The following is a 21,405-nucleotide window of genomic DNA, read 5'->3' as shown; positions in this document are numbered from 1 at the left end:
CGCTCAGTGCCCCTTCAGCGCGTAGATGCCGGGAGCATTGCGCCAGTAGCCCTTGTAGTCCATGCCGCAGCCGAACAGGAAACGGTCGGCCACGTCCACGCCGGTGAAGTCCGCGCGCATGCCGGGCACCGCCTTGCGCTCGTGCTGTTTGTGCACCAGCACGGCGGTCAGCACCTCGGCCGCGCCTTCCTTCTGCAGGTGCTCGACGATGGCCTTCAGCGTGTGACCTTCATCGAGGATGTCGTCGAGGATCAGCACGCTGCGGCCACGCAGGTCCTGGGTGGGACGCACGCGCCAGTCCAGCAGGTTGCCGTTGAGCGCGTGGCCATAGCGGGTGGCATGCAGGTAGGCGACTTCCAGCGGGAAAGGCAGCTTCGGCAACAGGCGGCCTGCCAGCACGAGGCCGCCGTTCATCACCACGAAGGCCAGGGGATTACTGTCTTTCAGGCGGACGGTGATGGCCGCGGCCATCGTGTCCAGCGCGGTCTCGACTTCGCGATCGGGCACCAGGCAGTCGGCTTCGGCCATGGCCTGGCGTGCATCGTCGAGGGGGCTGGGCATGGCGGGCTCCTTGTTCATGGCGGAAGGATACGGCGTGGGTCGGTTGGAAACCTGATACGCATCATGCGTAGTCGATGATCAGCGGTGCGTGGTCGGAAAACCGCTGCGTCTTGTAGATGCTGGCCGCTTGCGCACGCTCCGCGATGCCGGACGTGGCCAGCTGGTAGTCCAGCCGCCAGCCCACGTTGTTGGCCCAGGCCTGGCCGCGGTTGCTCCACCAGGTGTAGCACTCGCTGGTGGTGTCCGGGTGCAGGCGGCGATAGACGTCCACCCAGCCCAGCTCCTCCAGCACGCGCGACAGCCAGGCGCGCTCCTCGGGCAGGAAGCCGGAGTTCTTCTGGTTGCTGCGCCAGTTCTTCAGGTCGATCTGTTTGTGGGCGATATTCCAGTCGCCGCACACGATGGTTTCGCGCCCGCTGGCCGCCAGCGTGGCGAGCAAGGGCAGGAAGATTTCCATGAAGCGGAACTTGGCCTGCTGACGCTCCTCGGAGCTGGAGCCGGAAGGCAGGTAGAGGGAGACTAGGCTGAAATCGTCAAAATCGGCCTGGATGTAGCGCCCCTCGGCATCGAACTCCGGCACCCCGACCCCGCTCTTCACGGCCAGCGGTTTCTGCTTCGAGTAGACGGCCACGCCGCTGTAGCCCTTCTTCTCGGCGCAGTGGAAATAGCCATGGAAACCGGCCGGAGCCAGCATGTGCGCAGCGAGATCGGCCTCCTGCGCCTTGACCTCCTGCAGGCAGACGACATCGGCGTTCTGCTGTGCCAGCCATTCGAAAAAGCCCTTATTGGCGGCAGATCGGATGCCGTTGAGGTTCAACGTGATGACGCGTAACATCGGCCGGGTTTCGTCCAGAGGAATGACAGGAACGTGGATTTTAGCCGCGATTTTCTCGCACTCTCGGTGCGCAAGGGTGTGCTCCGTTTCGGTGAGTTCAAGACCAAGGCCGGTCGTCTGTCGCCGTACTTCTTCAACACGGCGCTTTTCGACGATGGTTCGTCCTTCGGCGAGCTTTGCGGTTACTACGCCCAGGCGATCGAGGCCTCCGGCATCGGCTTCGACATGCTGTTCGGGCCGGCCTACAAGGGCATCCCGCTGGTGGCCGGCACCTCCATGCAGCTGGCCGCCGCCGGCCGCAACACGCCGTTCTGCTTCAACCGCAAGGAAGCCAAGGACCACGGCGAAGGCGGCACCCTGGTAGGCGCACCGCTGAAGGGCCGCGTGCTGATCCTCGACGACGTCATCTCGGCGGGCACCTCGGTACGCGAATCGGTGGAGATCATCCGCGGCCAGGGCGCCGAAGTGGCTGGCGTGCTGATTGCGCTGGACCGCATGGAACGCGGCACCGGCGCACTGAGCGCGGTGCAGGAAGTACAGGCGCAGTTCGACGTGCCGGTCGTGGCGGTGGCTAACCTGCGCGACCTGATGGCTTTCATTGCCGATAGCCCGGAACTGGCAACCCACCTGCCGGCCGTACAGCGCTATCGCGACACCTACGGAGTGTGATGCCTTGATGCTGCGCACGCTGTTGCCCCTGTCGCTTCTCCTCCTGTCCGCGGGTGCCGCGCAGGCCCAGTCGTCGCGGGTGTATTGCTGCAACGATGCCAGCGGCCAGCGCATGTGCGGCGACACCCTGCCGCAGGCCTGCTTCGACAAGGCCTACAAGGAAGTGACGCCGAGCGGGCGCACCCTGCGTGAAGTGGAAGCCCCGATGACGCCGGAGCAACGCGCCGCCCGCGAAGCCGAAATCCGCGCCCAGCGCGAACGCGCCGCCCGCGAAGCCGAGGCCAAGCGCCGCGACCGCGTGCTGGTGGACTCGTACGCCAGCGTCGACGAGATCGACAAACGTCGCGACCGCGAGGTCGCCAACGTGGACGGCGACCTCAAGCGCGCCCAGTCGCGCGAATCGTCGCTGCTGGCCGACCGCGCCAAGCTGGAGAAGTTGAAGCCGGCATCCGGCCCGATCCCGCGCGACCTGGTGGAAGACCTCGACACGATCGGTTCGGAACTGTCCGCGACGCGCAGCGTGATCGCCAGCAAGCAGCGCGACATCGAGATCCTGCGCGCCCGCTTCGACGCCGACCGCACGCGCTACATCGAGCTGACGACCAAGCCCAACGGCCGCCGCTGAACACGCTGGTCGGCAAACCAGAAGGCGCGGGAACCTCCGCGCCTTTTTTCATTCCCAGTCGCTGGCGCCACGCGGGACGCCTGGAAGCCCCGACAGAATGAAGTAAGGCCGTGCTGCAAACGGGTGGCCAGGTGTGCCGCCCCGGACAGCACGCCTGGTACGGCAAGGCGGTACATCGAGGCCGGAATCATTTTGTCAGGGCTCTTACATCCGTCACGCGATTGGCGCCAGAATCCGATCCCCTTTCCCTTGATCCAGCAGGAGCACCGCCATGGCGATGGACGTCGTCGACTACGAGATTTTTGGCAACGAGATGCAGTACGTGGAGGTCGAGCTCGATCCGGGTGAGGCGGCCATCGGCGAAGCCGGCGCCATGATGATGATGGGCAACGGCATCGAGATGGACACCATCTTCGGTGACGGCTCGGCACAGCAGGGCGGCCTGTTCGGCAAGCTGATGGGCGCCGGCAAGCGCCTGCTGACAGGCGAGTCGCTGTTCACCACCATCTTCCACAACGAGGGTCGCGACAAGTCGCGCGTGGCCTTTGCCGCGCCCTACCCGGGCAAGATCGTGCCGGTGGACCTCACCACCGTGGGCGGCACGCTGATCTGCCAGAAGGATTCCTTCCTGTGCGCCGCGCGCGGCGTGTCGCTGGGCATCGCCTTCAACCGCAAGCTGGGCACCGGCCTGTTCGGCGGCGAGGGCTTCATCATGCAGAAGCTGGAAGGCGACGGCATGGCCTTCGTGCATGCCGGCGGCACGCTGGCGGTGAAGGACCTGGCGCCCGGCGAAGTGCTGCGCGTGGATACCGGCTGCGTGGTGGCCTTCCAGCCCAGCGTGGATTTCGACATCCAGTACGTCGGCAAGTTGAAGAGTGCGCTGTTCAGTGGCGAAGGCCTGTTCTTCGCCACGCTGCGCGGCCCCGGTCGCGTGTGGCTGCAGTCGCTGCCGCTGTCACGCCTGGCCAACCGCATCGTCATGGCCGCGCCGGCAGCAGGTGGCCAGAGCCGCGGCGAGGGCTCGCTGCTGGGCGGGCTGTTCGACGGCGACAACGAATAAGTCACGCCACGTGCGGCCTCCGTCCGGCGGAGGCACGCAGAACGGGTCGGGCGTCTCCGCTGGCGGCGTCCGACCCGGCATCGCTCCACGGCCCTCTTCGCCGTCCTGACCCTTTCCAGCCCCCTGTTTTCTTCCATGCAAGCACGACTTTTCGGACCCGGCCTGGCCGCTGCCGGCCAGGCCTGCGACTGGCAGCCCGACACCGGCCTCATCACCTGGCCCACGGGTGAAACCCGCCTGCCGGCCGTCGCCGGCGGTGTGCGCATCGCGGGGTTCGACCTGCAGGGACTGGAGCTGTCCTGGGCCGACGACGCCGGGGGCTGGGCACTGCAGGTGCTGGACGCCGCCGATGCGTCCCAGGTGCGCGCAGCACCGCCCGCGGGCTGGCAGGCCGCCTTCGCACAGCTCGCCGGCACGACGCGGCGTCATCGCGGCGGGCGGGCCATCGGCTGGTCGGCGCTGGCACTGTTCATCGCCGCCCCGCTGTTGATGCTGGCGGCCTTCTTCGTGTTCGCCGACGACATCGCCGGCTGGGTGGCCAGCCGCGTGCCGCAGGCGCAGGAGGAAACGCTGGGCGACGCCAGCTTCAAGGCCATGCAGGCCACGCTGAAACTACGCGACGATGGGGAGTCGGCGCGCATCGTGCGCGAGATCGGCGGCAGGCTGACGACAGGTTCCAGCTACCGCTATCGCTTCCACGTCGTCGACGATGCGGCGATCAACGCCTTCGCGATGCCGGGCGGCATCGTCGTCGTGCACAGCGGCCTGATCGCCGCCACGCGTACGCCGGAGGAACTGGCCGGCGTGCTCGCGCACGAAGTGCAGCACATCGAGTTGCGCCACAGCCTGAAGGCGCTCATCAAGCAGACGGGGCTCTCCGCACTGTGGGCGCTCGCCACCGGCGACCTCGGCGGCGCGCTGGCCGGCGAGGCCGCGCAGCGCATGATGAGCCTGGGCTTCTCGCGCGATGCCGAGCGCGAAGCGGACAGCGCGGGCTTCGATGCGCTGTTGCGCGCCGGCATCGATCCGGCCGGCATGCCGGCGTTCTTCGACACGCTGGCAAAGCAGGCCGGCAGCGCGCCGGAGCTGCTCTCCACCCACCCGGCGTCCGGGGCACGCAGCGATGCGCTCGCCAGCCGCCTCACGGCCGTTGCTGGCCAGCGCTTCGAGCCCCTGCCCTATCGCCCGTGGCCACCGGCGCCATGACGACCGGGTGCGGCGGACGTTCGGGCAAAGCCTGGCGTTTTTGGCGTTTTGCCCTTTCCGCCAGCTTGTATTGAACAAACACGCCTGCTGCAATTCATGTCATCCCGGCGTTGGAAAATACGGCTACGGAAAGTGCGTAGCGGTGTTCCACCCATGTCCAGCAAGGCAGTGTGACTTTTGTCAAAGCCAGTGCTGGCGCGGCTTTCCGGGAATGTAGTTCCGGTTGTCAAGCGTGATTCTTTTGACACGGCTTTGTCGTCAGGGCTTTTAACCTTCGGTCGCATAGTCCGTTATGAAGAGTGTGAGCAGCAGCGTTGCTCACCGCAGCACCCCAACACCGGGAGTCAACGAGATGGTGACGATCATGGACATGACGACAGGCGAGGCCCTCAACCAGTTCGACCGCTACGGCGACGAAGTGCTGAACGCAAGCTGGTTGCCGCAACCGATGCTGGAAGCCGGTTTGCAGAGCGCCGTGAGCAGCACGCGCGCGACGCTCAGTGCGGCGATGCTGGCCGATCCCGATTCCTTCCTGAAGCGACTGTACCTGTCGCAGGAATGATCCGTTCCGTAAGGTCTGCGACCCGTTGCGGGTCGCACCGGACGACGAGGCTCCTCGCCTGACAAGGCGGAGGAGCCGTTGGTGCTGGGGCCGCGCAAGTGCGCGGCCTTTGTTTTTCCCGGTGCGTTTTTCCGGTGCGCTCTTCCCGGCTCAGCCGGACGCGTCTCAGGCGCCCGGTGCGCGGCGGTAGCTCTGGGCCAGTTCGTTCATGACCTGGCTGATGCGTTCGCTGGTGGTGGCCACGTTGCGCACGGCGCGCTCGTCCCAGTTGCGCTCCATCACCGCCTGCTCGAAGAAGCTCCACTGCTGGCGCACGAGTTCCAGGTTGCGGCTGGCGCTGCCGGCACTCTGCGGCGCGCTGCCCAGCTCGCGCAGGGTGGTCAGGAATTCCTTGCGCGTCTGCTCCATGTCCACGTAGTGGCTGGTGGTGTTCACGCCCGCCTTCAACTGCATGTACAGCCGCGCCAGGCGCTGCGCCAGCATGTCGTTGCGCAGCGCCAGTTCGGCCAGCCGGTTGGCGCTGCTCTCGTCCGGTGATTCGAGTTGCAGGGTGAGGCGCTGGGCGCCCAGCGCCAGTTGCTCGGCCTCGCTGCCCAGCCGCTGGCTCAGGGCATCGCTGGGTGGCTGGCGCAAGGTGTTGCGCATGTCGGCCCACTGGCCCTCCAGGCGCTCCAGGTTGCGCCGCGCGCTACCTTCCAGCCGGTTGCGCTGCAACTGGGCCAGCATGGTGTCGAACTGGCGGATGCCCTCCTCCAGCCGCAGCTGCGAGGTTTCGCGATCGACGTTGAGACGGGTCTGCAGGTACAGCTTGGACAGGCGCTGCGGCATCGCGCGCAGGCGGCTGGCGGCTTCGAAACCGCTGATCGGGGCAGCGGTGGTGACGGACTGGGCGACTGCAGGGGTAAGGCACAGCGCGCCGACGAGGCTGAAGGCGAGCAGGGTGTTGCGGATCATCGTGCGGCAGGTGTAACGAAAACGTTTCATGGTGGCGCCCTGGCGTTACGGATTGATTAAAGCGGACTACCGGAAAGCAAAACCCCCGGACCAGCCGGGGGTTTTGCGAACGGATGCGGCGCAGTTTTCAGGCGCGCATCTTCCGGTAGCTGATGGCGATGTCGCTGAGCACCTGGCTGATCCGTTCGCTGGTGGTGGCCACGTTGCGCACGTTGGCTTCGTCCCAGCCCTTGGTGCCGACGGCGGCCTCGAAGAAGCCCCATTGCAGGCGCGCCAGGTCGATGTTGCTGCGGATGGTGTTGGAGGTCTGCGGCGCTTCCGACAGCGCGGTGAGCGCTTCTGCGAATTCCTTGCGGATCTTCTCGATGTCGGCGCTCTGGTTGCCGCCCGCGCCGGCCTTCACCTGCATGTACAGGCGCGCCATCCGCTGCGCCAGCATGTCGTTGCGCAAGGCCATGTCGGCGAGGCGTGCGATCGGCGAGGGGTCGGCGTCCAGCTGGGTGGTCAGCAACTGGGCGGCGGCGGCGAGTTGCTCTGCATCGGCACTGAGGCGCTGGGCCACAGCGTCGTTAGGCAACTCGGTGAGGTCGACGCGCATCTTGGCCCACTTCTGCTCGATGGTGAGCAGCGTGGCCTGCGCCTTGCCACCGGGCTGGCTGCGCTGGACGACGGCGAGCAGGCCGTCGAACTGCTTGATGCCATCCTCGATGCGCACCGTGGACAGCTCGCGGTCGATGTTCAGGCGCGTCTGCAGGTAGAGCTTGGAGAGTCGTTGCGGCACCACGCGCAGGCGGCTGGCGGCCTCGTTGGCGCTCAGCGTAGCGGTGACGGCTGCGGATTGCGCCTGGGCAGGCGCGGCGAACAACTGGATGGCTGCAAGGCTACAGGCCAGCAGCAACTTGGCGAAAGTCATGGTGATCCCCCGGCGTTTCGGATTCTTGTGACGGTGCTTCGGTGCTGCAGGCCTTTCTACGGCATAACCCCCGGGGGAAAGAGGGTGCTGCGCTGCAACAGCCGACAGGCGGTGGCGTTCACCGCTCACCGCCTAATATGTAGACGCTACGGAATTAGTATGACTAAAGTCGTAGCCATGCCGCCGTGGCCGGGGTGTAGGCGCAATGCCTACAGGACATGCAGGCGATCGCCGCGTCCGAAGCCGAGCAGCGCGGATGGCATGCCGCGCCCCAGCGCCATGACCTTGAACAGCTCGCCCATCTCGTGCGGCGCGATCAGGCGTTGCGCCGCACGCGCGGCGCGGATGTAGTCGGGCGACTCGCTGCGGCCTTCGCCCCGCCGCAGCAACAGTTCCAGCAAGCCGCAGTTCTGCAGGAAACTCGCCTGGCTGGTGTAGCCCAGCACCTGCAGGCCGGCGGCAAAGGCCGCGTCGGCGGTGGCAGTGAAGTCCACGAACGAAGTGATGTCGTTCAGACCCGGCCAGTGCAGCAGCGCCGTGTGCGTGCGATGGCGGTAGTAGCACTGCAGGGTGCCGGTGCTGCGCGAAGGCAGGTAGTACTCGGCCTGCGGGTAGCCGTAGTCGATCAGCAACAGCGCACCGGTCTGCAGGCGCTGCGCCCACTCCGACACCCAGGCACGCGAGGCGAGGCAGAGTTCGCTGACGTATTCATACTCGCCCTCCGAGGGCACCTGCACGGCAAGCGCCTGCGCCGCCGCCAGCACGGCGCCCGTGGCCGGACGGTCCGCATGCGCGAGCCCGCCTTCCACCGGCGCCACCACGCCACGCTCGAAGATGCCCTCGGCACGCCACACCAGCTGGTGCACCGGCATCACGTCCAGCACCTCGTTGGCCACCACGCAGCCACTGAACTGCTCGGGCAATCGGTCCAGCCATTCCACCCGGTCGAGGAACTGCGGCGCCTCGCGCTCCAGCGTCGCGTGCTGGCGGGCGCGCAACTCGCCGGACAGTTCCAGGATGGCGTAGCGGGTCGGCAGCGCCTCCAGCTCCGCCAGGGCGCGCAGCAGGTCCACGGCCAGCACGCCGCTGCCCGCTCCCACCTCGATGACTTCGGCACGGGATGCCGCCATCACCTGCGCGACCTGGCGCGCCAGCGCCTGGCCGAACAGCGGGGTGATTTCCGGCGCGGTGATGAAATCGCCGTCGGCGCCGAATTTCTGCGAGCCGCCGCTGTAGTAGCCCAGGCCGGGCGTATACAGCGCAAGCTCCATGTAGCGGGCGAAGCTGATCCAGCCGCCTTCGCTGGCAATGTGGCTGCGGATCTCTGCGAGCAGGACGTCGGAATGCGCCAGGGCGTCGGCGCCGGGCGCGGGAAGCTGATGGATGGACTGCATGGGCCGCATTCTACCGGCCGCGTACAATCGTCCTGCCCGTCCGACCCGCCTCGTCCCCGCATCCATGTCCGACACCCCGGCCAACAGCCTGCCGCAGACACTGCCGATCTTCCCGCTGCAGATCGTCCTGTTCCCCGCCAGCCGCCTCAGCCTGCGCATCTTCGAGGCGCGCTACATGGACATGGTGGCCACCTGCATGCGCGAGGAAAGCGAGTTCGGCGTGTGCCTGATCGTCGAGGGGCAGGAAGTCGGCACGCCGGCCGTGCCGCACAAGGTGGGCGTGTCCGCCCGGGTGGTGGACTGGGACATGAGCCAGCCCGGCCTGCTCGGCATCACCGTGCGCGGCATGCGGCGTTTCCGCATCGTCGAGCACCGCGCGGACACGCAGGGGCTGGTACGCGCCGCCGTGCGCTGGCTGGACGAAGCGCCCGCCACGGCGCTGTCCGCGACCCACCAGCAACTGGTGCCGCTGCTGCAGGCGGTGGCCGCCGACGGCGGTGCCAAGGTGATGCCGCCGCCGCACCACTTCGACGACCCCTCATGGATCGGCTATCGCTACGCCGAGATCCTGCCGATCCCGCCGCTCGCCCGCCAGCGCCTGCTGGAGCTGGACGACCCGGTGATGCGGCTGGACATCATCCAGCAGTTCCTCGGCGATCGCGGCCTGCTGAAACCGGCCGGCTGAGCGCGACACACGTCTTCCGGGCACTTGTGCCCGTCGCAGGCCGGCTGCTCCAATGCCGCCCACGTTCGTAGAGCAGTCGTGAGGCTGCGTTGGAGCTGACATGAAGACGCTGGGCCTCATCGGTGGCATGAGCTGGGAATCCTCCGCGCACTACTACCGCCTCATCAACGAGGCCGTGAAAGCGCAGCTGGGCGGCCTGCATTCGGCACGGCTGCTGATGTACAGCGTCGACTTCCACGACATCGAGGCGATGCAACGCACGGGCGACTGGGAGGCAGCGGGCAGGATGCTCGCCGATGCCGGTCGACGGCTGCAGCTCGCCGGTGCCGACATGCTGGTGTTGTGCACGAACACCATGCACCGGGTGGCACCGGCCATCCAGGCAGCGGTGGACCTGCCCCTGCTGCATATCGCCGACCCGACCGCAGCGGCCATCCGCGCGCAGGGCCTGCGCCGCATCGGCCTGCTCGGCACGCGCTTCACCATGGAGCAGGACTTCTACGTCGGCCGCCTGTGCGAACACCACGGGCTGGAGGTCATCGTGCCGCCGGAGGCCGACCGCCAGAGCGTGCACCGCGTGATCTACGAGGAGCTGTGCCTGGGCCGCGTACTGGACGCTTCACGCGAGGCCTACCGGCGCATCATCGGCGGCCTCGTCGCACAGGGCGCGCAAGGGGTCATCCTCGGCTGCACGGAAATCTCGATGCTGGTGGCCGAGGCCGATTCGCCGGTACCGCTGTTCGACACCACCGCGCTGCACGCTGCGCAGGCGGCGCATTGGGCGATGACGAGCTGAGCCCTCCGGCAGGGGGACGGACGGGTGGCCTCAGCACCGCTGCAGCAGGCGGCGCAGGCGCGCCGAATCCGGCCGGCAATCCTTGCGCAACAGTTCGGCGTCAGCCTTGTCGAGGCCGGGCGTGCTGGCGGGTGCAGGGATGGCGGGAGCGGCGGCGCCCCCGTCCTTGTCCTCATCCTTGCCCTCGGTCGAGGGCGACGTGGCGGTGGCCGGCTTGCTGAAGGGCTTTTCTTCCATGGCTGGATTGTAGGCGGCGCACCAGCGCGGCGCCGGCTTGATGCCGCGCTGCCTGCGCACGGTGCATCGGAACGCCCCGGCAAATGGTTTTCCTGCGGTAAACCGCCATTTCCGCGTGGCATGGAACTGGCTTCTACTTTTGCAAAAGCTGACCAACCGGTCAGGTTTTTCTGGAGATTGCAGATGCCCGATCACATCGTGCTCACCTCCCACCCGCGTGCCAGCAAGACCCCGCACGCCACGGGCATCCACTGGGGCGCCAGCACGCCACAGGAACGCGGCCCGCTCATCGGCGGCCTGGCGCAGCCGGCGCTGCGCAACGTCATCGGCACGCACTCGGGCGCCTACTCGGTGTATCGCGCACTCGCGGTGGCGGCCGGCCACCTGCAGCGCGACCACAAGCCCGACCTCACCAATACCTCGCCCGTCACCAGCATTGGTCCGCATCCGCAATGGGCAGACCCGGCGAAGATCATCTCGCTGGACCCCTGGGGCCACCGCGTGGCCGAGGCCTTCGCCGAACAGATCGCGGCTGGCATCGACGTGCGCCCCACCATCGCCATCACGCGTGCCCACATCAACATGCCGGAGCTGTGCGCGGCCATCGCGGCCGGGCGCCTGAAGCCAGACGGGCAGATCCTCTCCGCCAACGGCGACGTACGCGTCACCAAGGCTGCGATCGATCCGGTGTGGTACCTGCCCGGCGTCGCCGAGCGCTTCAAGATCAAGGAGAGCGCGTTGCGGCGCGCCTTGTTCGAGCAGACCGGCGGCATGTTCCCGGAACTGGTGACGCGGCCCGACCTGAAGGTCTTCCTGCCGCCCATCGGTGGCATGACGCTCTACTTCTTCGGCGACATCGAGAAGCTCGGCCAGCCGGAAACCAGAGTGGCCTGCCGCCTGCATGACGAATGCAACGGCTCCGACGTGTTCGGCTCCGACATCTGCACCTGCCGGCCCTACCTCGCGCACGGCATCGAGGTGTGCATCGAGATGGCGCAGCAGGGCGGCGTCGGCCTCGTGGTGTACAACCGCAAGGAAGGCCGCGCGCTGGGCGAAGTCACCAAGTTCCTGGTCTACAACGCACGCAAGCGGCAGGTCGGTGGCGACCGCGCCGAGACCTATTTCGAACGCACCGAGTGCGTGGCCGGCGTGCAGGACATGCGCTTCCAGGAACTGATGCCCGACGTCTTCCACTGGCTGGGCATCACCCGCATCGACCGCTGGGCCTCGATGAGCAACATGAAGCACGGCGCGCTCACCGCGCAGGGCATCGAGGTGGTGGAGCGCGTGCCGATCCCGGACGAACTGATTCCCGCCGACGCCAAGGTGGAGATGGATGCCAAGAAGGCCGCCGGCTACTTCAGCGACAGCGTGCCGGCGACGGCCGAGCTTGCCGTCGCCAAGGGGCGGGGGCTGGAAGAATGAAGGCCGGCATCTCGGACGGCAGCGGCGAGGGCTGGCACACGCCGGTGTCGCGCACGCACCCCGCGGCCATGCTGCTGTCGGCCAGCGCGGTGCGCATGCGCTGCGAGGCGGTGATGGGCTGGGTGGAACAGGGCGGCTCGCCGCACTTCACCTGGCACCCGGACCGCATGGAGGCAGCGTCGCTCTACGTCGCCAACACCATCCACGAGCGCTACCCGGACCTGGACGTGCCCTACCACAGCCGCTGGCGCCACTTCGAATCCGGCGAGGTCGACCGCTGGGCGCAACTGGTGGACAAGCACGGCCTGGCGGGAGACGTGGCAGAGCGTGCACGCGTCGCCATCGACCTTGTGATTCCCAGCGTGCTGCTGGACGCCGGCGCCGGTGCGGCCTGGCGGTTCTTCGACGCACCGACCGGCCAGACCCTGAAACGCTCCGAAGGCCTGGGCGTCGCCAGCCTGCGCATGTTCGAGGCCGGTGCTTTCTCGGCGGACGCGAAGCATCCGCTGCGCAGCGACGCCACGGGCCTGCAGGCCATCGGCCCGGCGCACATCACCAAGGCCTTCCAGGCCGGTGGCGGCAGCCCGCTGGTGGGCATCCAGGGGCGTGCGGCCCTGCTGCGTTCGCTCGGCCATGTCATCGCCAGGACGCCCGCGGTGTTCGGCAGCCCGGCGCGCCTGGGCAACCTCTACGACTACCTGCTGGCGCATGCGCGCGACGGGCGCGTGAATGCCGCCTTCATCCTCGGCACCCTGCTGCGCGCGCTCGGCCCGGTGTGGCCCGGCCGCATGACGCTGGAAGGCGTGCCGCTGGGCGACTGCTGGGAGCACCCGGCGCTGGCCGACGGCTACGTGCCCTTCCACAAGCTGACCCAGTGGCTCACCTACTCGCTGCTGGAGCCGCTGGAGGAAGCCGGCCTGCGCGTGGAAGGACTGGACGCGCTGACCGGCCTGCCCGAGTACCGCAACGGCGGCCTGCTGATCGACATCGGCCTGCTGGAGCCACGCGACCCGGCCTTCTTCGGCACCGCCTGGGAAGTGAGCGCGGAGCCCATCGTCGAATGGCGCGCCGTCACCGTGGTGGCGCTGGATCGCATCGCCGCCGCGGTACGCCAGCGCCTGAAACTCAGCGAAGCGCAATTCCCGCTGGCGCGCGTGCTGGAAGGCGGCACCTGGGCCGCGGGCCGGCGCATCGCCGCGGAAAAACGGCCCGGTGGCGGGCCACCCTTGACCCTTGTCAGCGACGGCACGGTGTTCTGAGTGCATGCTTGCGCCGCTCCGCTCATTGCGCACCGTGCGCACGTCGTTGCGCGCTGACCCCGACCGATCCTGACGATCCCGACCCACGATGACCGGAGAATCCACCATGCCTGCTACCGACTTTCCCAATGTCACCGTCATCGACCACCCGCTGCTGCAGCACAAGCTGACTTTCATCCGGCGGGAGGACACGACAACCGACAACTTCCGCCGGCTGGTGCGCGAGATCGCGCAGATGATGGCCTACGAGATCACCCGCGATCTGCCGACCGAGAAGGTCTCCATCACCACGCCGCTGACCACCTTCGATTCGCCCGTCATCAGCGGCAAGAAGCTGTGCCTGGTGTCCATCCTGCGCGCCGGCACCGGCATGCTGGACGGCATGATCGACCTGCTGCCGGGCGCGCGCGTCGGCCACATCGGCCTGTACCGCGACCCGGACACGCTGGAAGCCATCGAGTACTACTTCAAGGTGCCGGACGACATCCAGGACCGCCTGGTGATCGTGCTGGACCCGATGCTCGCCACCGGCCACTCGGCCATCGCCGCGCTGGACCGGCTGAAGGAAGTCGGCGTCACCAGCATCAAGCTGGCCTGCCTGCTGGCCGCGCCGGAAGGCCTGCGGAACCTCACCGCCGCGCATCCGGACGTGCCGGTGACACTGGCCTCCATCGACTCGCACCTCAACGACCACGGCTACATCGTGCCGGGTCTCGGCGACGCCGGCGACCGCATCTTCGGAACGAAGTGATGGCGCGTGCCGCGCGCATCACGGAAGGCGCGGAGCCGGACGCCCCCCGCGCCCGGACCGGCCGCATCCGCCAGGCGCAGGAGAGCGCGATCCTGCAGGCGGCCGAGCAGGTGTTCGCGCGCGCCGGTTTCGCGGGCGCGACGATGAACGAGATCGCGCTCGCGGCCGGCCTGCCCAAGGCCACGCTGCACTACTACTTCGGCACCAAGCAGGCGCTGCATCGCGCGGTACTCGCCAACATCCTGCAGCTGTGGCTGGAGGGCACGGACGCCATCCAGGCCGGCGCCGAGCCGCGCGAGGCCTTGTCGCGCTACATCCGCCACAAGATGCGCCTCACCGCCGAGCGGCCGGATGCCTCCCGCGTGTTCGCCAACGAACTGCTGCACGGCGCGCCGCAGATCGGCGACATCCTGCGTAGCGAGCTGCGCCTGCTGGTGCGCCGCAAGGCGCGCATCGTCGAGACATGGATCGCCGAAGGCCGCATGGCGCCGGTGGACCCGGTGCACCTGTTCTTCACGCTGTGGGCGATGACCCAGACCTACGCCGATTTCGAGCCGCAGGTCAGTGCAGTGGTCGGCGCCCCGATGGGACCGAAGCTGGTGGCCCGCGCGACGACGCATGTCGAAGGCTTCGTCCTGCGTGCCTGCGGCCTGTCGGACTGAGTACCGCCATGCCTTCGGCATCATGCGTCCAGCCGCTGATGGACATGCGTGTCCGGCGATGGCGGGCCGGTCACGCGGCGTCTAAGCTCTCCATGCATTCCGCAATTCACGCGCTCCACCCGCGCATCTCATGGCGCGTTTCACCCTGTTCCGTACGTTTCACTGATCTGCCAGGAAAGGATTGTCGATGAGCTCCCTCACCCGTCGCGGCCTGCTGTGTGCCGCATTCGCCACCGCCGTCGCGCTCATGTCGCCCGCAGGCTTCGCGCAGCAGAAACTCAAGGTCGCCGCGATCTACACCGTGCCGGTGGAGCAGCAATGGGTGTCGCGCATCCACAAGGCACTGAACGCCGCCAAGACGCGTGGCGAGATCGACTACGTGTTCTCGGAGAACGTCACCAACGCCGACTACGAGCGGGTGATGCGCCAGTACGCCGAGCAGGGCAACGGCCTGATCGTCGGTGAGGCCTTCGCGGTGGAAGCCGCCGCGCGCAAGGTCGCCAAGGACTACCCGAAGACCGCCTTCCTGCTCGGTTCCTCCGGCAAGCCGCAGGCGCCCAACTTCTCGGTGTTCGACAACTACATCCAGGAACCGGCCTACCTCACCGGCATGATCGCCGCCGGCATGAGCAAGAGCGGCCACATCGGCATGGTGGGCGGCTACCCGATTCCGGAAGTGAACCGGCTGATGCACGCCTTCATGGAAGGCGCGAAGGAGATCAACCCGAAGGCCAAGTTCACGGTGAGCTTCATCGGCTCCTGGTTCGATCCGCCCAAGGCCAAGGAGGCAGCCTTCGCGATGATCGACAAGGGCGCGGACGTGCTCTACGCCGAGCGCTTCGGTGTGTCGGACGCCGCCAAGGAAAAGGGCAAACTTGCCATCGGCAACGTCATCGACACCCAGCCGCAGTACCCGGACACCGTGGTGGCCTCCGCACTGTGGAACATGGAGCCGACCATCGGCGTCGCGCTGAAGAAGGTGAAGGACGGCAAGTTCGCCGCCGAGGACTACGGCCAGTACTCGACGATGAAGTACAAGGGCAGCGAACTCGCGCCGCTGGGAACCTTCGAGAAGAAGGTGCCGGCCGACGTGGTCGCCAAGGTGAAGGCGAAGGAGAAGGCCATCCTCGACGGCAAGTTCACGGTGAAGGTGAACGACAGCGAGCCGAAGTCGAACTGATGCACGCCAGCGTCGCGCACCCGGCCCTTTCACGGCGACCGGGCGCGCGACGCTGTCCTGTGCTTTCATGCCCTTCATGAGCAAGATCCTCTGCTTCTACTACCCGGACTTCGCGGACTTCGAGATCACGCTGGCCTGTCACAAACTCAGACAGGTGGGCAAGCGCGAGATCGTGGGCGTCGCGGACGCGCTGGCGCCGGTGACCAGCGAGTCCGGCCTGCGCTACCTGCCGGACGCAACGCTCGCGCAAGCGATGGACTTCACGGATGTAGACGCCCTGCTGATTCCCGGCGGTCCCGTCCAGCCGGCGCCGGATGCGATGCTGACCCTCATCCGCAGCCTGCATGCACGCGGCGTGCTCATCGCCGCCATCTGCAACGGCCCGCACTACCTGGCGCGCGCGGGTCTGCTCGACACGCATCGCTACACCACGACCTGCAGCATCCAGGCCGCGGCGCGGCTCGCCACCCCCGATCCGTTTCCGCGCGCAAACTACCTGGAGGCGGAACGCGTCGTGCGCGACGGCCAGCTCATCACCGCCAAGGGGCGTGCCTTCGTCGACTTCTCCATGGCCTTGTTCGATGCATTGGGCATCTACGCCGACCCGCGGGATGCGCAGACGCTGTGGCAGGACATCCGCGGATGAGCCCCCACCCATGACCCAGACCCCACCCGCCCTGCGCCTGTCGCGCATCACCAAGCGTTTCGGCAGCCTCGTCGCCAACGACGACATCTCGCTGGAGCTCGCCTCCGGTGAAGTGCTCGCCCTGCTGGGCGAAAACGGCGCGGGCAAGAGCACGCTGGTCAGCATCCTGTTCGGCCACTACGTCGCGGATGCCGGCGACATCGAAGTCGCCGGCCAGCCGCTGCCGGCCGGGGACCCGAAGGCTGCGCTGGCGGCTGGCGTCGGCATGGTGCACCAGCATTTCGCGCTGGCCGATAACCTGACGGTGCTGGACAACGTGATGCTCGGCACCGAACCACTGTGGCAGCTTTTCTCACGCCGCCGCGCAGCGCGCGCGAAGCTGGTGGCGACGGCGCAGCGCTTCGGCCTGTCGGTGAATCCGGATGCACGTGTCGGCACGCTGTCGGTGGGCGAGCGGCAGCGCGTGGAGATCCTCAAAGCGCTGTACCGCGGCGCGCGCATCCTGATCCTCGACGAGCCCACTGCCGTGCTGACCCCACAGGAAAGCGAGTCCTTGTTCGCCACGCTGGCGCAACTGGTGGCGCAGGGCCTGTCCATCATCTTCATCAGCCACAAGCTGGACGAGGTGCTGCGCGTGTCGCAGCGCGTCGCGGTGCTGCGTGCCGGCAAGCTGGTCGCCACCCGCTCGACGCGCGACACCGACAAGGCCGAACTGGCCGCGCTGATGGTCGGCCGCGAGGTGAGCCTGCCACGGCGTGAACGCCGACCGCGCGGCGATGCCGTGCTGAAACTGGAAGGCGTGCGCGCGCTGCAACGTGGCGTAGCCGCGCTGGACGGCGTGAATCTCGACGTGCATGCCGGCGAGATCGTCGGTATCGCCGGCGTGTCCGGCAACGGCCAGCTCGCGCTGGCGCAGCTGCTGTGCGGCACGCTGGCCGCCGACGAAGGCAGCGTGCATCTGAAGAACGAGCCCATGCCGGCGCAGGCGCGCACCTGGCTGGCCCGCGGCGTCGCACGGATTCCCGAGGACCGCCACGCGGTCGGCATCGTCGGCGACCTGCCGGTGTGGGAGAACACGGTGTCGGAGCGCCTGCACACGCCGGCGTTCTCCCGCTGGGGCGTGGTACGCCGCAAGGCAGCGCGCGCCTTCACGCGACAGCTCGTCGAACGCTTCGACGTGCGCCTGTCCGGCATCGACGCGAACACCCGCGTACTGTCCGGCGGCAACATGCAGAAGCTGATCCTCGGCCGCGCGCTGTCGGTAGCAGGCGATGGCGTCACGCCTTCACTCATCGTCGCCAACCAGCCGACCTGGGGCCTGGACATCGGCGCGGTGGCCTACGTGCATCGCTGCCTGCTGGATGCGGCTGCCGCGGGTGCTGCAGTGCTGCTGATCTCCGAAGACCTCGACGAACTGTTCGCCATCGCCGATCGCGTCGCGGTGATGTTCAAAGGACATCTCGGCACACCGCGCGCGACCGAGGACTGGACGCTGGCCGACATCGGTCTCGCCATGGCGGGCGGCAGTACACCGGCGGAGGTGCCGCATGCGGCTTGAGGCACGCGCCGGCAGTTCGCGCATCGCCCTGTTGCTGGCGCCCTTCGCCGCCGTGCTGTTCACGCTGGCGGTGTGCGCGCTGCTGGTGGCCTGGGCCGGCGCGCCGATCGGGCAGACGTATGCGCTGCTGTTCGAAGGCGCGTTCGGGTCGCGCTTCGCGCTGTCGGAGACGCTGACCCGCGCCACGCCGCTGATCCTCACCGGCCTTGCCGCGGCGGTCGCATTCCGCGCGCGCCTGTACAACATCGGGGCCGAAGGCCAGCTCTACCTCGGTGCGCTGGCGGCGGTGGCGGTCGGCGGCCTGCACGGTGGCACGGGCTGGGACCTGTCGCCGGTATTGCTCTTCCCGCTGATGCTGCTGGCCGGCGCCGCGGCGGGCGCGCTGTGGCTGCTCGGCCCGGCCTGGCTGAAGACGAAGCTGGGTGTGGATGAAGTGGTCACTACCCTGCTGCTCAACTTCGTCGCCCTGCTGTGCGTATCGCTGATGCTGGACGGCGCGATGAAGGACCCGATGGCGATGGGCTGGCCACAGTCCGTCACCATCAATCCGGAGCTGGAATTCTCGCGCCTGATGGAGCGCTCGCGGGTGCACAGCGGCCTGCTGCTCGCCTGCGGACTGGCGGTCGTCGTGTGGGGGGTGGAGCGCTTCACGACCTTCGGATTCGCGCTGCGTGCGGTGGGCGCGAACGCGCGTGCCGCCGCCTTCGCCGGCCTGCCGGTGCAACGCACGATGCTGGTCTGCGCGCTGATCTCCGGCGCGCTCGCAGGGCTCGCCGGCGTCGGCGAGGTGGCGGGTCGTGCGGGCTACGTCACGCTCGACATGTCGCCGGGCTACGGCTACGCCGGCATCGTCATCGCCATGCTGGCCGGCCTGCATCCGCTGGGCGTGGTGGTGTCGGCGGTATTCATCGCCGCCGTGCTGGTCGGCGCCGACAGCATGAGCCGCGCCATCGGCGTACCGAACTACATCGCCGACGTGATCGTCGCCACCGCCCTGCTGGCGATGCTGGTCGCCACCTTGCTGACGCGTTACCGCGTGCGTTGGGGGCGGGCGTGAGACGCGAGTCCTTCGTGGTGGACGTAGGTTGGGTTGAGCGCAGCGAAGCCCAACATGCAGCGCACCACAATCTTTCGTCGTCCTCGCTGGCAGCGCGGCATGCCACGGTTGGGGTGTTGGGCTTCGCTATGCTCAACCCAACCTACCGCCGCTATCGCCACGGGCACCACGCTCACGCACCGTCATTCCTGGGTAGGCAGGAATCCAGTGTCGTTACGCCGCAACTGCAAAGTCCCTGGATTCCTGCCTACCCAGGAATGACGGCGAATGGAGAGTTCGCGTGATGGAACTCCTCTCTACCCTCATCGACATGCTCGGCAGCTCCGCCTTCTGGATCGCCACGCTGCGGGTCGCCACGCCGTTGATCCTCGGCACGCTGGGCGTGCTGATCTGTGAACGCGCAGGCGTACTCAATCTGGGTATCGAAGGCATCATGGTCGCCGGCGCCTTCACCGGCTGGCTGGCGGTGTACCAGGGCGCCGGCCTGTGGACCGGCGTGCTGGTGGCGATGGCGACCGGTGCGGCCTGCGGGCTGCTCCACGCGGTGCTGACGGTGTGGCTCACGGTGTCGCAGCACGTCGCCGGCCTGGGGCTGACGATGTTCGCGACCAGCCTGTCCTACTTCGCCTATCGGGTGAGCTTTCCCAAGGTGACGACGCCGCCCACCATCGAACCCTTCGCGCCGCTGCAGGCACTGGCTGCCGTGCCGTGGATCGGGCCGGTGCTGGCGAGCCAGACGGCGCTCACGCTGCTGGCCATCGCGCTGGTGCCGCTGGTGGGCTGGTTCATCCAGCGCACGCCGGCAGGCCTCGCGCTGCGCATGGTCGGCGAGAACCCGGCTGCGGCAGAGGGACAGGGGATGAACGTGGTGGCGGTGCGCACCGCGGCCATCGTCGCCGGCTCGGCGCTGATGGGCCTGGCCGGCGCCTTCCTGACGCTGTCGGCCTTCAACGCCTTCTTCTTCAACATGATCAATGGGCGCGGCTGGATCTGCGTGGCGCTGGTGGTGTTCGCGTCCTGGCGGCCGGGCAAGGCCTTGCTGGGCGCGCTGCTGTTCGCGGCTTTCGACGCGGCGCAGCTGCGCCTGCAACAGGCCGGCGGTGGCGCGCTGCCCTACCAGCTTTACTTGATGCTGCCCTACCTGCTGTCCATCCTCGCGCTGATCGTGATGGCGCGTCGCGCCTCGTATCCGCAGGCATTGATGAAACCCTACCGCAAGGGCGAGCGTTGAACCTGCGCTTCATCGACTTGTCATGAAGAAGGGCGGCCCGCTACGGCACAATCGGTGGCGGGCAACAGTGAATCACCAGCAGGAGCAGGCATGGCGAAGCAGAGGCGCAGCAAGGCAGACACCGCAACCGGGGCGATGCCGATCGATCTTGCCCTGCAGGGTGGTGGCGCCCACGGCGCCTTCACCTGGGGCGTGCTGGATCGCCTGCTGGAAGAACCCTGGCTGCGCATCGAAGGCATCTCCGGCACTTCTGCCGGGGCGATGAACGCTGCGGTGCTGGCCGATGGCCTCGCGCGTGGTGGCGTCGACACGGCGAAGGCCGCGCTCGAGGACTTCTGGCGGCGCGTGTCGCAGGCTGCGCTGCTGAGCCCCTTCCGCCGCAGCCCGCTGGACGTGCTGTTGGGCAGGTGGACGCTGGACACCTCGCCGATGTTCATCGCCTTCGACCTCGCCGCGCGCCTGTTCTCGCCCTACGACCTCAATCCGCAGGGACGCAATCCACTCACCGAAGTGCTGGATGCCTGCATCGATTTCGATCGCCTCCACCACGCGCCGGTCAGGCTCTTCGTCACCGCCACCAATGTGCGCACTGGCAGCGGCCGGGTGTTCCGCAATGCGGAGATCACCCCCGAGGTACTGCTCGCCTCGGCCTGTCTGCCGACCATGTTCCAGGCCGTGGAGATCGACGGTGAGCCCTACTGGGACGGCGGCTTCGCCGGCAACCCGACGATCACCCCGCTGGTGCGCGAATGCGCGTCAGATGACATCGTGCTGGTGCAGATCAATCCGGTGGAACGCGCCGGCACCCCACGCACCGCGCAGGAGATCGCCAACCGCGTGAACGAGGTGTCCTTCAACGCCACCCTGCTGAAGGAGCTGCGCATGATCGCCGTGCTGCGCCAGGTGGCCAACCCCGGCAACTGCGAGGGTGCACTGTGGGCGCGCACGCGCATCCACCGCATCGCCACCGAGACGATGGGCCAGCTCGGCTACTCGTCCAAGCTGAATGCCGAATGGGATTTCCTGTGCATGCTGCGTGACGAAGGCCGGCGCAGCGCCGAGACCTTCCTGACGGAGCAGGCGCCGAATCTCGGCCGCCAGTGCAGCGTCGACCTGGACGCGGTGCTGTAGCCCCCACC

General features: G+C 67.8%; 23 protein-coding genes. 17 read left to right on the top strand and 6 right to left on the bottom strand.

The window, feature by feature from the left end:
* Positions 1–3: 3 nt before the first annotated feature.
* Together VVD47_RS15165 and VVD47_RS15160 are read right to left on the bottom strand one after the other, a co-directional pair.
* On the bottom strand, positions 4–561 hold the full coding sequence (locus VVD47_RS15165) for a hypoxanthine-guanine phosphoribosyltransferase (RefSeq protein ID WP_327604329.1): 558 nt from the start codon (positions 559–561) through the stop codon (positions 4–6).
* Between the two features lie 61 nt (positions 562–622).
* The gene (locus VVD47_RS15160; protein ID WP_327604328.1) at positions 623–1,396 is read right to left on the bottom strand and encodes an exodeoxyribonuclease III; all 774 of its coding nucleotides are present in this window, start codon (positions 1,394–1,396) and stop codon (positions 623–625) included.
* A gap of 33 nt (positions 1,397–1,429) precedes the next feature.
* On the opposite strand from VVD47_RS15160, the gene pyrE reads away from it, so the two are divergent.
* The 5 genes from pyrE to VVD47_RS15135 all read left to right on the top strand — a co-directional run bounded on the left by pyrE (position 1,430) and on the right by VVD47_RS15135 (position 5,518).
* Positions 1,430–2,065, top strand: a complete 636-nt coding sequence (gene pyrE / locus VVD47_RS15155) for an orotate phosphoribosyltransferase (protein WP_327604327.1) — start codon at positions 1,430–1,432, stop codon at positions 2,063–2,065.
* Between the two features lie 4 nt (positions 2,066–2,069).
* Positions 2,070–2,690: a hypothetical protein gene (locus VVD47_RS15150; protein ID WP_327604326.1), complete on the top strand. Its 621-nt coding sequence runs from the start codon at positions 2,070–2,072 to the stop codon at positions 2,688–2,690.
* Positions 2,691–2,961: 271 nt separating this feature from the next.
* Complete coding sequence (locus VVD47_RS15145) at positions 2,962–3,750, top strand: TIGR00266 family protein (RefSeq protein ID WP_327604325.1); 789 nt, start codon at positions 2,962–2,964, stop codon at positions 3,748–3,750.
* Positions 3,751–3,885: 135 nt separating this feature from the next.
* Positions 3,886–4,956, top strand: coding sequence for a M48 family metallopeptidase (locus tag VVD47_RS15140; RefSeq protein WP_327604324.1), 1,071 nt, complete (start codon positions 3,886–3,888; stop codon positions 4,954–4,956).
* A gap of 364 nt (positions 4,957–5,320) precedes the next feature.
* Positions 5,321–5,518, top strand: coding sequence for a hypothetical protein (locus VVD47_RS15135; RefSeq protein WP_327604323.1), 198 nt, complete (start codon positions 5,321–5,323; stop codon positions 5,516–5,518).
* A gap of 165 nt (positions 5,519–5,683) precedes the next feature.
* On the opposite strand, the gene VVD47_RS15130 is transcribed toward VVD47_RS15135, so the two are convergent.
* From VVD47_RS15130 to VVD47_RS15120, 3 genes are all read right to left on the bottom strand, one after another.
* Positions 5,684–6,502, bottom strand: coding sequence for a hypothetical protein (locus VVD47_RS15130; protein ID WP_327604322.1), 819 nt, complete (start codon positions 6,500–6,502; stop codon positions 5,684–5,686).
* 97 nt (positions 6,503–6,599) lie between these two features.
* Positions 6,600–7,385, bottom strand: a complete 786-nt coding sequence (locus tag VVD47_RS15125; protein ID WP_327604321.1) for a hypothetical protein — start codon at positions 7,383–7,385, stop codon at positions 6,600–6,602.
* 209 nt (positions 7,386–7,594) lie between these two features.
* Positions 7,595–8,779 (bottom strand): class I SAM-dependent methyltransferase, encoded by a 1,185-nt coding sequence (locus VVD47_RS15120; protein WP_327604320.1) that lies wholly within the window; start codon positions 8,777–8,779, stop codon positions 7,595–7,597.
* A gap of 64 nt (positions 8,780–8,843) precedes the next feature.
* Here VVD47_RS15120 and VVD47_RS15115 point away from each other — a divergent pair, with 64 nt between their 5' ends.
* Both VVD47_RS15115 and VVD47_RS15110 read left to right on the top strand, forming a co-directional pair.
* The gene (locus tag VVD47_RS15115; RefSeq protein ID WP_327604319.1) at positions 8,844–9,464 is read left to right on the top strand and encodes an LON peptidase substrate-binding domain-containing protein; all 621 of its coding nucleotides are present in this window, start codon (positions 8,844–8,846) and stop codon (positions 9,462–9,464) included.
* Positions 9,465–9,564: 100 nt separating this feature from the next.
* Positions 9,565–10,260: an aspartate/glutamate racemase family protein gene (locus VVD47_RS15110; RefSeq protein ID WP_327604318.1), complete on the top strand. Its 696-nt coding sequence runs from the start codon at positions 9,565–9,567 to the stop codon at positions 10,258–10,260.
* 30 nt (positions 10,261–10,290) lie between these two features.
* Here the strand turns inward: VVD47_RS15110 and VVD47_RS15105 are convergent, their stop codons facing one another.
* The gene (locus VVD47_RS15105) at positions 10,291–10,692 is read right to left on the bottom strand and encodes a hypothetical protein (protein ID WP_327604317.1); all 402 of its coding nucleotides are present in this window, start codon (positions 10,690–10,692) and stop codon (positions 10,291–10,293) included.
* Between VVD47_RS15105 and VVD47_RS15100 the strand changes: the two genes are divergently transcribed.
* The 10 genes from VVD47_RS15100 (at position 10,681) to VVD47_RS15055 (ending at position 21,397) form a co-directional block, all read left to right on the top strand.
* A complete protein-coding gene (locus VVD47_RS15100; RefSeq protein WP_327604316.1) occupies positions 10,681–11,922 on the top strand; it encodes a GTP cyclohydrolase II in 1,242 nt (413 codons plus the stop codon). The two genes, VVD47_RS15105 and VVD47_RS15100, sit on opposite strands and share 12 nt — an antisense overlap.
* Positions 11,919–13,181, top strand: coding sequence for a URC4/urg3 family protein (locus tag VVD47_RS15095; RefSeq protein WP_327604315.1), 1,263 nt, complete (start codon positions 11,919–11,921; stop codon positions 13,179–13,181). Before VVD47_RS15100 ends, VVD47_RS15095 begins: the two co-directional genes overlap by 4 nt.
* A 106-nt stretch (positions 13,182–13,287) precedes the next feature.
* The gene (upp, locus tag VVD47_RS15090; RefSeq protein WP_327604314.1) at positions 13,288–13,932 is read left to right on the top strand and encodes a uracil phosphoribosyltransferase; all 645 of its coding nucleotides are present in this window, start codon (positions 13,288–13,290) and stop codon (positions 13,930–13,932) included.
* The gene (locus VVD47_RS15085; protein ID WP_327604313.1) at positions 13,932–14,594 is read left to right on the top strand and encodes a TetR/AcrR family transcriptional regulator; all 663 of its coding nucleotides are present in this window, start codon (positions 13,932–13,934) and stop codon (positions 14,592–14,594) included. Before upp ends, VVD47_RS15085 begins: the two co-directional genes overlap by 1 nt.
* A 187-nt stretch (positions 14,595–14,781) precedes the next feature.
* Positions 14,782–15,774, top strand: coding sequence for a BMP family protein (locus tag VVD47_RS15080; protein ID WP_327604312.1), 993 nt, complete (start codon positions 14,782–14,784; stop codon positions 15,772–15,774).
* Between the two features lie 76 nt (positions 15,775–15,850).
* Positions 15,851–16,420, top strand: coding sequence for a DJ-1/PfpI family protein (locus tag VVD47_RS15075; protein WP_327604311.1), 570 nt, complete (start codon positions 15,851–15,853; stop codon positions 16,418–16,420).
* Positions 16,421–16,430: 10 nt separating this feature from the next.
* The gene (locus VVD47_RS15070) at positions 16,431–17,978 is read left to right on the top strand and encodes an ABC transporter ATP-binding protein (RefSeq protein WP_327604310.1); all 1,548 of its coding nucleotides are present in this window, start codon (positions 16,431–16,433) and stop codon (positions 17,976–17,978) included.
* On the top strand, positions 17,968–19,035 hold the full coding sequence (locus VVD47_RS15065) for an ABC transporter permease (RefSeq protein WP_327604309.1): 1,068 nt from the start codon (positions 17,968–17,970) through the stop codon (positions 19,033–19,035). Before VVD47_RS15070 ends, VVD47_RS15065 begins: the two co-directional genes overlap by 11 nt.
* Before the next feature lie 283 nt (positions 19,036–19,318).
* Complete coding sequence (locus tag VVD47_RS15060) at positions 19,319–20,266, top strand: ABC transporter permease (protein WP_327604308.1); 948 nt, start codon at positions 19,319–19,321, stop codon at positions 20,264–20,266.
* Between the two features lie 90 nt (positions 20,267–20,356).
* On the top strand, positions 20,357–21,397 hold the full coding sequence (locus tag VVD47_RS15055) for a patatin-like phospholipase family protein (protein ID WP_327604307.1): 1,041 nt from the start codon (positions 20,357–20,359) through the stop codon (positions 21,395–21,397).
* Positions 21,398–21,405: the final 8 nt, after the last annotated feature.

It is taken from the genome of Uliginosibacterium sp. H1 (genome assembly GCF_036017065.1).
Classification (GTDB): Bacteria; Pseudomonadota; Gammaproteobacteria; order Burkholderiales; family Rhodocyclaceae; genus Uliginosibacterium.
This window is presented reverse-complemented; position numbering and strand designations above follow the sequence as displayed.